General features: G+C 34.9%; 14 protein-coding genes. 7 read left to right on the forward strand and 7 right to left on the reverse strand.

The window, feature by feature from the left end:
* Positions 1–7: 7 nt before the first annotated feature.
* Together sufC and sufD are read left to right on the forward strand one after the other, a co-directional pair.
* Positions 8–760, forward strand: a complete 753-nt coding sequence (gene sufC / locus MPR_RS00195) for a Fe-S cluster assembly ATPase SufC (protein WP_041888229.1) — start codon at positions 8–10, stop codon at positions 758–760.
* A gap of 53 nt (positions 761–813) precedes the next feature.
* Positions 814–2,133 carry a Fe-S cluster assembly protein SufD gene (gene sufD, locus MPR_RS00200; RefSeq protein ID WP_041888231.1) on the forward strand — a complete coding sequence of 440 codons (1,320 nt, stop codon included), beginning with the start codon at positions 814–816 and terminating at the stop codon, positions 2,131–2,133.
* A gap of 726 nt (positions 2,134–2,859) precedes the next feature.
* On the opposite strand, the gene MPR_RS00205 is transcribed toward sufD, so the two are convergent.
* The 6 genes from MPR_RS00205 to MPR_RS00230 form a co-directional block, all read right to left on the reverse strand.
* Entirely contained in the window at positions 2,860–4,554 is a 1,695-nt protein-coding gene (locus tag MPR_RS00205) for a ribonucleoside-diphosphate reductase subunit alpha (RefSeq protein ID WP_006257886.1), read from the reverse strand.
* A 39-nt stretch (positions 4,555–4,593) separates the two neighbouring features.
* On the reverse strand, positions 4,594–5,571 hold the full coding sequence (locus MPR_RS00210) for a ribonucleotide-diphosphate reductase subunit beta (protein WP_006257885.1): 978 nt from the start codon (positions 5,569–5,571) through the stop codon (positions 4,594–4,596).
* Between the two features lie 436 nt (positions 5,572–6,007).
* Complete coding sequence (locus MPR_RS00215; protein WP_041888234.1) at positions 6,008–7,048, reverse strand: hemin-degrading factor; 1,041 nt, start codon at positions 7,046–7,048, stop codon at positions 6,008–6,010.
* A gap of 11 nt (positions 7,049–7,059) precedes the next feature.
* Complete coding sequence (locus MPR_RS00220; RefSeq protein ID WP_006257883.1) at positions 7,060–7,836, reverse strand: heme ABC transporter ATP-binding protein; 777 nt, start codon at positions 7,834–7,836, stop codon at positions 7,060–7,062.
* Positions 7,837–7,838: 2 nt separating this feature from the next.
* A complete protein-coding gene (locus MPR_RS00225; protein WP_041888236.1) occupies positions 7,839–8,870 on the reverse strand; it encodes a FecCD family ABC transporter permease in 1,032 nt (343 codons plus the stop codon).
* Between the two features lie 6 nt (positions 8,871–8,876).
* Positions 8,877–9,734, reverse strand: a complete 858-nt coding sequence (locus MPR_RS00230) for a heme/hemin ABC transporter substrate-binding protein (RefSeq protein ID WP_041888238.1) — start codon at positions 9,732–9,734, stop codon at positions 8,877–8,879.
* A gap of 188 nt (positions 9,735–9,922) precedes the next feature.
* Between MPR_RS00230 and MPR_RS00235 the strand changes: the two genes are divergently transcribed.
* Genes MPR_RS00235 through MPR_RS00255 form a run of 5 tightly spaced genes read left to right on the forward strand, consistent with a single transcriptional unit; the run spans position 9,923 to position 13,344 of the window.
* A complete protein-coding gene (locus tag MPR_RS00235; protein WP_006257880.1) occupies positions 9,923–11,137 on the forward strand; it encodes an aminotransferase class V-fold PLP-dependent enzyme in 1,215 nt (404 codons plus the stop codon).
* 26 nt (positions 11,138–11,163) lie between these two features.
* Positions 11,164–11,583 carry a SufE family protein gene (locus MPR_RS00240; protein ID WP_041888239.1) on the forward strand — a complete coding sequence of 140 codons (420 nt, stop codon included), beginning with the start codon at positions 11,164–11,166 and terminating at the stop codon, positions 11,581–11,583.
* Between the two features lie 11 nt (positions 11,584–11,594).
* Entirely contained in the window at positions 11,595–11,915 is a 321-nt protein-coding gene (locus tag MPR_RS00245; protein WP_006257878.1) for an iron-sulfur cluster assembly protein, read from the forward strand.
* Positions 11,916–11,917: 2 nt separating this feature from the next.
* Positions 11,918–12,433, forward strand: a complete 516-nt coding sequence (locus MPR_RS00250) for a DUF2480 family protein (protein ID WP_041888241.1) — start codon at positions 11,918–11,920, stop codon at positions 12,431–12,433.
* Between the two features lie 56 nt (positions 12,434–12,489).
* On the forward strand, positions 12,490–13,344 hold the full coding sequence (locus MPR_RS00255) for a DUF3078 domain-containing protein (protein WP_041888243.1): 855 nt from the start codon (positions 12,490–12,492) through the stop codon (positions 13,342–13,344).
* Positions 13,345–13,393: 49 nt separating this feature from the next.
* Here MPR_RS00255 and asnA read toward each other — a convergent pair whose 3' ends face one another.
* Positions 13,394–14,398 carry an aspartate--ammonia ligase gene (gene asnA / locus MPR_RS00260; RefSeq protein ID WP_041888245.1) on the reverse strand — a complete coding sequence of 335 codons (1,005 nt, stop codon included), beginning with the start codon at positions 14,396–14,398 and terminating at the stop codon, positions 13,394–13,396.
* Between the last annotated feature and the right edge of the window lie 8 nt (positions 14,399–14,406).

Genomic DNA, 14,406 nt, shown 5'->3' on the forward strand with positions numbered 1-14,406 from the left:
ACAATTTATGTTACAGATAAAAAATTTACACGCAAGTGTTGAAGATAAAGAAATATTAAAAGGAATTAACTTAGAAGTAAAAGCTGGTGAAGTACACGCTATTATGGGACCTAACGGTGCTGGTAAGAGTACATTATCATCTGTGATCACTGGTAATGAAGCATTCGAAGTTACTGAAGGAGAGATTCTTTTAGATGGAGAAGAGTTAGGAGAATTAGGACCAGAAGAAAGAGCTCATAAAGGAGTGTTTTTATCGTTCCAATATCCTGTAGAGATTCCTGGTGTTTCTGTAACTAACTTTATGAAAACAGCAATCAACGAATCACGTAAAGCACAAGGATTAGAAGAAATGCCTGCGAACGAGATGTTGAAAAAAATCAAGGAGAAAGCGGAGTTATTAGAGATCGATAGAAAGTTCTTATCTCGTTCTCTTAACGAAGGATTCTCTGGTGGTGAGAAAAAACGTAATGAGATCTTCCAAATGGCTATGTTAGAGCCTAAGTTAGCTATCCTAGATGAGACTGACTCAGGATTAGATATCGATGCTCTACGTATCGTAGCTAATGGAGTGAACAAACTAAAAAGTGAAGATAACGCAGTAGTGTTAATTACACACTACCAACGTTTATTAGACTATATCGTGCCAGATTTCGTACACGTATTATACGATGGAAAAATCGTTAAGACAGGTGGTAAAGAATTGGCATTGGAATTAGAAGAAAAAGGATACGATTGGATCAAAGCTTCTTTAGAGAAGTAAGAATACTAGATCTCAAGAATCAATCATTTTAATCTAATTGCAAAGAAAGAATTATGGAGCTTAAAGATAAATTAATTACGTCTTTTGTGGCTTTTGAACAAGGTTTAAAAGGTGAACATGAAGGTTTACACGATATCCGTTTAGAAGCATTAAAGACATTCGAAGATAAAGGATTTCCTACTAAGAAAGTAGAAGCGTGGAAGTATACTTCATTGAATTCAATTTTAAAGAATGAATTCCGCGTATTACAGAAAGAGGAAACAGCGATAGAGTATAAAGATGTAAAGAAATACTTCTTAAGTGATTCTGATACTTATAAATTGGTGTTTATCAATGGAGTGTTCAGTTCTCACTTATCATCTACTACTCATGATGGTTTAGACGTATGTTTAATGTCATCTGCACTGACTAAGCCTAAATATAAAATGGTAATTGATGCCTTTTATAACACTACGGCTGATAAGACAGATAGTATGACAGCTTTAAACACTGCTTTTGCTACTGAAGGGGCTTTTATTAATATCCCTAAGAGTAAAGTAGTGGCTAAGCCGATAGAGATTATATACTTCTCAACGGTAGCAGATAAAGCCCTGTTAGTACAACCTCGTAACTTAGTAGTAGTAGGAGAGAATGCTCATGTACAGATCGTAGAAAGACATCAGAACTTGACTAACTCTACTGTACTTACTAATGCTGTAACTGAGATCGTAGCGCATAAACGTGCTATCGTTGATTTCTATAAGTTACAGAACGATAACGAAGAAGCTACACTAGTAGACAATACATATATTACTCAGAAACAAGAGAGTAGAGTTTCTGTTCATACTTTCTCATTCGGAGGTAAGTTGACTAGAAATAACTTAAACTTCTATCAAGACGGAGAACGCATTGATAGTATGTTAAAAGGTGTGACACTAATCAGTGATAAACAACACGTGGATCACTATACATTAGTATCTCATAACCAACCTAACTGTGAGAGCCACCAGAACTATAAAGGTATCTATGATGGTAACTCTACAGGGGTATTCAATGGTAAGATCTATGTAGATAAAATAGCACAGAAAACAGATGGTTTCCAACAGAGTAATAATATCTTACTAAGTGAGAAAGCTACTATCTATGCTAAACCACAGTTAGAAATCTTCGCTGATGATGTGAAGTGTTCGCATGGATGTACTATAGGACAGTTAGACGATGATGCTATGTTCTATATGCGTCAAAGAGGAATTCCTAAGAAAGAAGCAAAAGCATTACTAATGTATGCTTTTACAGATGAAGTAATGGAGTCTGTAAAAGTACCTGAGTTAAAATCTAAGGTAGCGAAAGTAATTGCTGGTAAATTAGGAGTATCTATGGGATTTGAAATTTAATTTCACGTTTTTTATACTTGGTCAAATATAAAAGAGACTGCCTCAGGCAGTCTCTTTTTGCATTTAATAAATGCTATGGTCATATTGGTTAGGTATGCTAATTATAATAATAAAAGCGACCTAGCTATTGGGGGCAGCTAGGTCGCTTAAGAAAAAGAAAGTTTGTTGTTTTTGTTGTATATAGAATATTTCATATATCGTGCCAAAAAATGTAATGTGTTGTGTTTTAGAATGTGAGGGTATAAAATGATATTTTTTTAACGGTATTTTAAGAAATATATGTTTTTATGATGATAATTTCTCTTTTGTATTATTATTCAATGTTGGAGAGTTCTGATTATTATTAGGTATTGGTATTGATGGCTAGTACGTAGGTTGTCTCCTACTATAGTTATTTTTAGCCGTTCTTACGCTATTTTAAGTTGATTATTACTTAGGAGTTATTTAGTTAATAATATGGGCTTAAAATGACTTGTATATACAGTATTATACATGTCTCACTTTATGCGGCCATAATAGGCTAGAAGTGTGCATATAGAGTCATAAAAGTCAATGTAGAGAATAAAGAAAGTATGAAGTGATAGTTTTGTCCATAGAATTATAATTCATACGTTCTTTGATATACTGTATATAGCGATGCGGTAGGGGAGTAATGATAAAAAAAGAGAGAACCTTCTGTATGAAGATTCTCTCTTTATAGATTATAAGATAATATAGATTGAGTTCTTAAGATTCACAACTGCTACATGTCACTAGGTTCGTTACCATCTCTTTAGATACACTCTGACTACGTTGGTAGTATAGTGTTTTAACTCCTAGTTTCCATGCTTCGATCATTAGGTTGTTTACTTCCTTAATCGGTAGAGCAGAAGGGATGTTTAGGTTTAAGCTTTGTGCTTGGTCTACGTACTTCTGTCTTACAGCAGCTTGTTGTATGATTTCAAGTTGACTGATTTCTTTGAATGTCTTGAATACTGCTTTTTCTTCTTCAGTAAGACCTTCTATCTGTTGTACACTACCACCATTAAGCATAATAGTTCTCCATGTCTCTTCGTTGTCTAGACCTTTTTCTTCTAGTAACTTCGTTAGGTATTTATTCTTACGCATGAAGTTTCCTTTAGATAGTCCTGCTTTATAGTAGTTACTACTAAAAGGTTCTATCCCTGGAGATGTCTGTCCTAAGATAGCAGATGATGAGGTAGTCGGAGCGATAGCCATAGTAGTCGTGTTACGTCTACCATATCCTTTCATGATCTCTGGTTCACCATAGATACGTGCTAATTCTTGAGACGCTTTGTCTGCTTTAGCGCTAATGTTATCAAATATCTGATTTGTTAGCATTTTAGCTTGTAGTCCTTCGAATGGGATCATATTCTTCTGTAGGTATGAGTGCCATCCTAGTACTCCTAATCCTAAAGCTCTATGACGTTTAGCAAAACGATTAGCAGCAGCTAAATAGTAGTTTCCTTCTGTTTTTTCTATAAACTCTTGAAGTACTGCGTCTAGGAAGTAGATCGCTAGTTTAACAGCCTCTGTGTCTTTCCACTCGTCGTATAACTCTAAATTCATAGAAGATAAACAACAGATGAACGATTCGTCATCAGAAGAAGGTAGCATAATCTCAGAACAAAGGTTACTTGCGTTCACACGCATATTAAGATCTTTGTATACTTGTGGTTTATGCCCATTCACGTTATCAGAGAAGAATAAGTATGGCATACCTTTTTGTTGGCGACTCTCTAGTACTTTAGCCCATAATTGTCTCTTCTCTCTATCCCCATCTATCATCTCTTGCATCCAGTAGTCTGGTATACATACTCCATAGAATAGGTTCTGAATAGGGTTACCGATATTTTTTATATTTAAGAATTCTTCACAGTCAGGATGGTCTATGTCTAAGTATGCTGCAAAAGCACCTCTACGCACACCTCCTTGTGATATCGTGTCCATCGCTGTATCGAACAACTTCATAAAGCTTACAGCACCACTACTCTTACCATTATCTGTTACAGCACTACCTCTCTCGCGAAGTGCTCCAAAGTAACCTGACGTACCACCACCAATTTTGGTTTGCATAATTACTTCACCAAGCTTGTGTGTGATTCCTTCTATACCATCAGGAATATGTACGTTAAAACAAGAAATAGGTAGACCTCTCTCTGTACCCATATTAGCCCAGATAGGAGAGCTTAGACTCATCCATCCACGTTCTATCATCTCTTGGAATGATTCTTTTAATTCGGGTTTATACAGTCTTCTGGCAGCAGCTGATGCGATACGGTCGATAGCACCTTCTACTGTTTCTCCTTTAAGCAAGTATCCTCTATTAAGGATCTGTTCACTTTCGGAGTTTTTCCACCAAAGTTTTTCTGTTAGGTTATCGTTGTCTTCTGTCAATAATGGTAATGAGAAATTGTTCATAGAATTCTTTTAGGTTTTTTTGATAGTGAATTTTTTGGTTTAGAATAGGTCGTCTGCAGAGAAACTCTTATCGTGCTTAGTGTAGTCAACAGGTCTCTTAGCGAAGAAATCATCTAAACTGTTTGCGAACACTTCTTCTTCGAACCAAGCCATTGGTTTGTATTGTTCGTGGGTGATATTAAAGACCTTTTTAAGGCCAATCTTTTGCATACTTTCGTCTACTCTGAACTTCATGAAGTTTAATAGATCTGCTTTGTTTACCGTTTCTATTTCTCCTGTGCTGAAGATCCAGTCTAAGATTCTACTTTCGATCTCGATAGATTTATGGATTACTTCATTCACATGATTGATTAACTCATCATCAAAGAAGTCTGGGAACTCGTCTCTAATCACATTAACGATATAGATACCTGCGTTAGCGTGTACTTGCTCGTCTACAGATGTCCATGCAATGATATTGCTAACATTCTTCATTAGTCCTTTAAAACGAGTAAAAGATAAGATGATGGCGAACTGGCTGAACAGAGATACGTTCTCAATCAATAAAGAGAATAAGATAAGAGATACTACATACTTTTTGCGGTCAGTATAGTTACCAGAGTTCTCTAATACTTCTGATAAGTATTCTACTCTTTCTTTAATAACAGGTACAGTTAATAAGTTCTCAAACTCGTCATTATATCCTAATACATCTAATAATCTAGAATATGCTTCTGAGTGTCTAAACTCACATTCTGCAAATGTACTTCCTAGTCCATTAAATTCTGGTTTAGGGAAGTGTAAGTATAGGTTTCCCCAAAAGGTCTTAACTGCAACTTCTATCTGAGCAATAGCTAATAAACTGTGCTTGATAGCTAGTTGTTCTTCTTTCGTTAAGTGTGAGTGGAAATCTTGTGTATCTGCTGTGAAGTCAACTTCACTATGTACCCAAAATGATTTATTAATTGCATCTGTGAATTGGTATATTCCAGGATACTCAAACGGTTTGTAGTTTACTCTTTTATCAAAAATCGACATAGCTTAATTTTATTAGATTATATAATTAGGACAACCTTCTTCTAGTCAAAACGTCAAGTGAGTGTACTTTTTAAAAGTGATGAACACTTGTGAACACTGCGATAGCCTTGTGTGTAAGTAGATAAGATTGACGAAGTTATCTTAGCTAATTTACTGTTTACTAATAACTAAATCAATAGAAAATGTTTGAAAATCATAATTAGTTATTAAACATCTGTTGATAACTATTATTTGTTGAAATGTTGTGATTGTCGATTTTATGGTGATATCATTTGAGAGAAGGTCTATTGTGAGGATATTGTCTTAATGCCATTTTGTTATTCCTAGTTTTTACAGAATAGTCTTAAAAAATATGTAATTATCTATTTCTGTTGAATAGAAGGGCACCTACTGAAAATAAAAAAAGTGGAAGGTATGCCTTCCACTTTTTAGTATATTAAGCTAGTTTAGCAACTAGTTCTCTCCATTGTTCTAATTCTGGTATTCCTGGTTTTCTCTTACCAAAGAATTGGACGATGATTTCGCCAATCTCGTTGAATACTTCTACAGAAGTTACGATACCATCTTCTGTAGGTTTGCGCACTATCCATGTCTGTGCTATCTTATCCATATCTAGGTGCATATTGAAGTCTGGGTCTAGTACATTGTACCAGTTTTGATGCCACATCGTTCTTTTTACCTCACCTGTGTGGATCTGGATATTACCTTTATTCCCTACAAAGACCATAATAGGCGTCTGAGCTTCTGAAGCACCTTCTAACAAGGTTACGATAGCATCTTTAGTAATCTGCTTAGCGTAGTACTCCTCTGGAGCTAATCTTAATGCTTGGGTACGAGTTAGGTTGTATTTCTTTAATAGTGAAAAGAAGTTATGTGTATCTTTTAGTTCTTTCCACTCTGTTCTGAATCCTTCTACATCTATCTCTTCATCTAGTCTTTCGTCTAGATTATGTAAGTAAGGTTCTGTTGTTTCTTCAGTTGATTGGTTCTCTGAAGTATATTTTTTTACTAATGCGTGGAATGCTTCTTCGTTGCTCTGAGGTACTAAATAAATCTTGTGAATAGCTTCACCGTCTTTACCAAAGAACTGTAAACTCATTCTGTCTTTATCTCCTGCTTTCTCTACTACTGCGAATACTTTCTTCCAGTGGCTTAAGAATATTCTTAGGTCTATATCAGGATTAACGAATAGACCAGCGTGAGGGCTACTAAAATCAGGGTTAGCATACACACCTTTTCTCTCGTGTACACATTCGTCATTACGTGTTAGTGCCATTACTTTTCCTAATGTTTCTACCTCAGATAGTATTGCTTCAAACTCAGGTTTTAATCTTGTAACAGATTCTCCTATTTGTGTAGCAAGTAGTTCCATTTCACTAGCGTTAAGTTCTTTGGCTGCATTGCGTATTCTAATATGTGGATTGGTCACCTTTAGAGCGTCCCAACGTTCTTTTAATGTTTGTGTGCTTGTACTCATAATTGTTGTTTTTAGATACCAAATATTATTAAAGGATTATTGCTAACAGGGTTTTTAGTTACCACACATGGGAAGTTATATACCTCAGAGATGATCTCTTGAGTTAATACTTCTGCAGGTGTGTCATAGATTACCTTTTTTCCCTTTTGTAGCAAGAGTATTTTATCAGCATACTGTGCTGCTAAATTTAGATCATGTATTACTACGATAGCTGTATTTCCTTTAGACGTGAATTCTTTAATGATGTCCATGATACGATGCTGATGTAGTACATCTAGATTGTTCAATGGTTCGTCTAAGAATAACAGCTTATTCTCAACATTATTGTTTAACTGTGATAATACTCTAGCTAAGTGGACACGTTGTTTCTCCCCTCCTGATAGATGATTATACTCTCTGTGCTGTAGTGGACAGATATCTATACAGTCCATACTCTGCTGTACTGCTGTCTTGTCTTCTTCTGTAGGGATGTGGTCAAAATAAGGATATCTACCCATCATAACTACATCTTCTACGTTTAGGGGGATATCTCCATTGTGATGTTGTGAAAACTTAGCTTTGTGTTTAGGTAGTTCTTTCGTACACCATTTAGGGTATTCACATGATTTCAATAGAACCTTGTTTCCCTTTTCGTGTAATTCATCAGCAAGTATACTTAAGAATGTAGACTTACCTGCTCCATTAGGACCTAATATCGCAATAAACTCACCTTCTTTACATTCGAAGTCTATATCGTTGATGATATAATTTCCTTTTGCTAAATAGTTTATTTTAAAAGCTTCAATCATAATTAGAGTGATTTTTTAAACTTGATTAATATAGCAATAAATACTGGTGCTCCCATAATCGAAGTAAGAATACCTATCGGAATCTCTGAAGGAGGCACAAGTGTTCTGCTTATCGTATCTGCAACTAATAATAGTATACTACCACATAGTGTAGACAGGGGTAGAATAAAGTAATAGTTTGATTTAAAAACAAGTCTAAGTATATACGGAACTATTAATCCTACGAATCCTATAGTCCCAGTGAATGCTACTATTGTACCTACCATAAGGGCAGATAATAGTACTATTTTTTTCTTTGTTTTCTCTACTGGTATTCCTAAGTGTGTTGCATCTCGTTCTCCTAGCATCATCGCATTTAAAGCTTTTCCCTTGTTGATTAACAAGGTTATAGATACTAGTATGACTACTGCAAGGATACTAACTTTAGTCCAAGTCGCCCCTGCTAAGCTACCTAAGGTCCAGAATGTTAAGTTTCTCAATTCTTCATCACTTGATAAGTAAGTCAGCAAGCCTGTCGCAGCACCTGTTAGTGATGTAATAGCTACCCCTGATAATAGTAAGACACTGATATTCGTCTTACCTGCGGTGGTAGACATTTTATACACAAAAGTCATCGTGACAATAGCTCCTATAAAGCTCATGATACTCAATAATGAGTAGTGTACAGCTTCTGGGATCAAGGATTTAATATGAGATCCTAAAACAATAGTAACTGCTGCAAATAATACAGAGCCAGCTGTAATACCTATAAGATCAGGTGAGGCAAGGGGATTCTTAAACATCCCTTGAAGAGTTGTTCCGGCAAGAGATAGTCCAGCGCCAGTTAAGATTGCCATTAGAACTCTGGGAAGTCGGACATCAAAAAATACATAATAGTCGCTTGGATTTACCTCTTGCTTAGTGAACAATATTTGGTATAAAGTCTGGAGTGATCCAGACTCAAATTGATAAACTCCTATGAATATAGACGCAATGGCTATTACAATTAAGATAACAGATAATACTATTGCGTAAAAAGAGAGTTTGGTTTTCATTATAATTTATTCAGATAGTAATTGATTTAATTCTTTCGCTGCTTGACCTACTCTTGGACCAAATCCACTTAATAATAAGCCATCCATTGCAATTACTTTTTTGTTTTTACCTGCGTTAGTTTTGTTGATACCATCGATTTTTAATACTCCATCGATACCTCCCATACTTTGTAATCCTGTTGTGAACATTAGGATGTAGTCTGGGTTACTGTTTAGTAATGATTCTGGTGTAAGAGGTTTGAAATCCTCAAATTCTGTTACAGCATTTTGTGCTCCAGCGATTTTAACAATACTGTTTACTGGTGTTTTGTCTCCTGCTACTAGTAATGTTGCAGCTCCACGAGCATAGATGAACAATACCTTAGGTTTGTTTTCAAATGAAGGAAGACCTTGTAAATCTTGATCTATTTTGTCTAGAAGTGGTTGGTAGTTTTCATTGTTTAATGACTGAGCTACTGTTTTTATTAATGTCTTTGTTCCTTCTAAAGAGAACTCTTGTTTAATAACTTCTAAGCGTATTTTTGTTTTTTCTAATTGACTTTTAAAGTCATCATTAAGGTCTTTTTCTGTAGCATATATAATCGTTGGTTTTAACGCCATAATGCTTTCGATAGATATTTTAGAAGTATGTCCTAGATCTTGTGCTGTTGTTTTAATGTCCTCAGGATAAGTACTAGTTACATCTACTGCTATTATATTTTCTTTTTCTCCAAGAGCAACAAGTGTTTCTGTAATTGCTCCATTTAGAGAAATAATTCTTTCTTTTACTTGAGCCGTTTCAACTGGTGTAGACTCTTGTTCTTTTTTAGAATTACAGCTCATCATTGCTGTAACGATTAGGAATAAAGCTGTTAGTTTTTTCATTTGAGTTGTTTATTTGAAATAGTTCTAAATTATGGCAAAAATAGAATCTTTTTTACGCGTTACAAAACATATTTAGATTAATTTTAAATTAATATTTAGTAGGCTAAAGTATAGTTATCCTTATCTTTGCTTTTACATTTGCATACTAAAGAAGTATGACGAGTATTTTTAATTAAATGAAAAGTAATATGTTAGATATAAAGGAGGTACGTAAGAATTTTCCAATTCTTACTCAATCAGTAAATGGCAAGCCTTTAGTTTATTTTGACAACGCAGCTACTGCACAAAAGCCAAAAGTGGTAGAGGATGCAATTGTTAAATATTACGAAACTATCAATGCAAATATTCATAGAGGTGTGCATACGCTTAGCCAATTGGCTACGGATGCGTATGAGGAAGCTCGTAAAAAAGTACAAGCTCATGTGAATGCTAAGCATGATTATGAAGTACTGTTTACAGCAGGGACTACGTTTGGAATAAATTTGGTGGCAAGTGGTTTTGGTAGTCTACTTAAGGAAGGTGATGAGGTGCTTATCTCAGCTATGGAGCACCATTCTAATATTGTGCCATGGCAGTTCGCTTGTGAACGTTCAGGAGCTACATTGAAAGTTATTCCAATGAATCAGGATGGTGATTTAATTATGGAAGAATTTGATAAGCTATTAAATTCTAATACAAAAGTAGTAGCTGTAACCCATATTTCTAATGCGCTAGGAACTATTAACCCAATTAAGGAAATTATAGCTAAAGCACATCAAGTAGGAGCTGCTGTCTTAATCGATGGTGCTCAAGCAACACCGCATATTAAACCTGATGTACAAGACCTAGATTGTGATTTCTATGTGTTTTCAGGCCATAAGGTGTGTGGACCTACAGGAACTGGTGTTCTTTATGGAAAAGAAGAGTGGTTAAATAAATTACCACCTTATCAAGGAGGAGGAGAGATGATCAAGACGGTTACTTTTGAGAAAACAACATATGCATGTCTACCACATAAATTTGAGGCAGGTACACCAAATATTGCTGGAGGAATTGTATTAGGAGTTGCTTTAGATTATTTAAACGGAATAGGCTTTGATAAAATAGCTGCTTATGAGCACGAACTTTTAGAGTATGGAACGAAGCGTTTATCTGAAATAGAAGGGCTTAAAATATATGGAACTGCCAAAGAGAAGACTTCTGTGATTTCTTTTAACCTAGAAGGTATTCATCCTTATGATGTAGGAGTTATCGTAGATAAACTTGGTGTAGCAGTTCGTACAGGACATCATTGTACTCAACCAATCATGGACTTTTTTGGTATTCCTGGTACGATTAGAGCTTCATTTGCTTTCTATAATACAAAAGAGGAAATCGATGTGTTAGTAGAAGCTGTGAAGAAAGCACAAATGATGTTATCATAATAAGTAAATAAAGAAAATATAACGATATGACAATTAAAGAAATTCAAGAAGAGATAATTGACGATTTTTCAATGTTCGACGATTGGATGCAACGTTATGAATATATTATTGAATTAGGAAAAAGCCTTCCGTTAATCGACCCTCAGTATCAAGTAGAAGAGAACTTGATTAAAGGATGTCAATCACAAGTGTGGTTGTATGCTGAGTTACAAGATGGCAAGGTCGTTTTTACGGCAAATAGTGATGCTATTTTGACTAAAGGAATTATTGCTATTTTGATTCGAGTGTTTTCAGGACAGAGAACAGAAGATATCCTAAATGCAGATATGTCTTTTATTGACGAGATAGGTCTAAAAGAACATTTGTCTCCGACTAGAGCAAATGGATTAGTTTCAATGATCAAACAAATTAAAATGTATGCTTTAGCTTATCAAGCTAAACAATAAATTTATAGAATATGGAAGAAGTAGATGTACAACAATTAGGGGAGAATATAGTTAAGGTTCTTAAAACTATTTATGACCCAGAGATTCCTGTAGATATATATGAGTTAGGATTGATTTATGATGTTTTTGTTAATGAAAATTACGACGTTAAGATTTTAATGACATTAACTTCACCTAACTGTCCTGTAGCAGAGACTCTACCAATGGAGGTAGAGGAGAAGGTAAGATCAATAGACAATGTAAAAAGTGTTGAGATTGAATTAACTTTTGAGCCATCTTGGACAAAAGATTTAATGAGTGAAGAGGCTAAATTAGAGTTAGGAATGCTTTAATTATGGAGGGAGAAATTGTAAATAAAGTTGCTAATAGTGCTCTTAAAGTTTTTGACTTAGAAGAGTTATATCCTACGAATCCTCGTATGGATATCGATATAGCACAGTGGTTATACGAAGGATTTGTTCTTAGAGAGAAAGAATTCAGAGCTGCATTAAAAGAGGTAGATTGGTCTATTTACGAAAATGCTTATGTAGGATTATTCTGCTCTACAGATGCTATTCTTCCAGGATGGGCATATATGCTATTGACAAGTCATCTTCAACCTGTTGCAAAACGTATATTCTTAGGTGATAGAGCTCATTTAGAAAAGTCTATTTATCAAGAATTATTGTTTTCTTTAGATTATTCTCAATATGTAGATTTGCCTGTAATTATTAAAGGTTGTTCAAAGAAGGAAATCCCAGAGGAGGCGTATGTTTTAGCAACACAATTAATGATGAATCACGCACGTTCAGTGATGTTTGGTGAAGCTTGTTCAGCAGTGCCTGTGTATAAACGCGCGATTAAAAAGTAGTCCATTCTTTGCTATTTTAACTTATTGTTATTATTTTTGATTAAAATTTTAACAATATGAAGAGACTTTTATTAGGAGTGTGCGCTTTCTTAGCAGTGTATTCAGCTCAGGCTCAGGAAACTGAGGCTAATACAGCAACAGAAGCTGTTAGCCCATGGACAAGAACAGGTAATTTTACTTTTTTACTTAACCAATCTAGCTTCTCAAATTGGCAAGCAGGTGGAGATAATAACGTATCTGGAAGTTTTAAAGTGAATTACGATTTCAATTACAAACAAGGTGATTGGAACTGGGATAATAAAATAATTGCTAGTTATGGTCTTACTAAGTTAAAAGGGCAAGATCAGAAAAAAACTGATGATAGATTAGAGTTTAACTCATTACTAGGTAAAAAAGCTCAGGGTAACTGGTTCTATTCTGCATTCTTGAATTTCAAGACTCAGATGGATAGAGGAGTAGATAAAGATGGAGTATATAACTCTCACTTTATGTCTCCAGCTTACTTACAAATAGGACCTGGTATGTTGTGGAAAAAGAGTGATAATTTAAAAGTGAATATTGCGCCAGCTACTTCACGTTTTATCTTAGTTCACGACCACTTTACAGAGTTTGGTGATGCTTTTGGTGTTGAAAAAGGTAAATCAATGAAATACCAACTGGGGATGTCTATTAATGGATACTACAAATTCGACGTTATGGAGAATGTATCTGTTGAGAATATCTTAAACTTATATTCTAACTATCTGAAAAAACCAGAGAATGTGGTAATTGATTATCAGTTGAATGTAGTGATGAAGATTAATAAATATCTTTCTACAAACTTTACATTCCAAACAATCTATGATGACTTAGCTTATAAAGGCTTCCAAGTTAGAGAGATGGTTGGAGTAGGAGTAAACTACAACTTCTAATAGAATACATACAAAGGAAAAAGGTTGGCATTTGCCAACCTTTTCTTTTTTATAATAGGTTAATACCTTTTTGTTCCGCTTCTCTTCTTACTTCCTCCGGCCAAATACTCGCTTGTACTTCTCCAATATGCTTTTTGCGCAATAAGAACATACAAATTCTTGATTGACCTAGACCACCACCTATACAAAGAGGTAACTTATCCTCAAGTAATAAGCTGTGATATAACAATGATTTTTTATCTAAAGCTCCTGCTAACTCTAATTGATGTTCTAAAGCTTCTTTGTCTACTCTAATTCCCATAGAAGATAACTCTAATGATTTACCATGAACAGGGTTCCAAACTAGTAAATCACCATTTAATCCTTTGTAACCATCTTCTGTAGGAGTAGTCCAATCGTCATAGTCAGCTGATCTGCTATCATGAGGAATGTCATTAGATAGCTTTCCTCCAATTCCTATAATAAAAACAGCCCCATATTCTTTCGCTATTGCATGTTCTCTTTCTTTTGGAGTAAGAGTAGGGTATAGTTGTAAAAGTTGCTCAGAATGAATAAAAGACAGTTTTTTAGGCAGGATAGGTTCTATTCCTAGTTCTTCATATATTCTGTGTTCTGTGTCTAGCAATGTTTGATAGATTGAACGGACTATATTTTTCAAATAACTTAGAGTTCTATCTGCTTTTTCAATGCGTAATTCCCAGTCCCATTGATCGACATAGATAGAGTGTATAGGACTGCTATCCTCGTCTGGACGAAGGGCTTTCATATCTGTTAGAATTCCTTCATGAGCATCTAACTCTAGCTCTTGTAGTCTAATTCTTTTCCATTTTGCTAATGAATGTACTACTACACCGCGATTGTTATTTAGAAATTTTACAGGGAATGACACTGGACGCTCTATACCGTTTAAATCATCATTAATACCTGTGCCTTCATTTACGATCATAGGTGATGATATAGGGTATAGGTTAAGTGCATTACATAGTCCTTTAGAGAATTGTTCTTTGACTAATGCAATGGATTTTTCTGTTTGTAAAATTTCTTTTTTGCTCATGATTTTTT

Origin of the sequence: Myroides profundi (assembly GCF_000833025.1) — a bacterium.
Taxonomy (GTDB): domain Bacteria; phylum Bacteroidota; class Bacteroidia; order Flavobacteriales; family Flavobacteriaceae; genus Flavobacterium; species Flavobacterium profundi_A.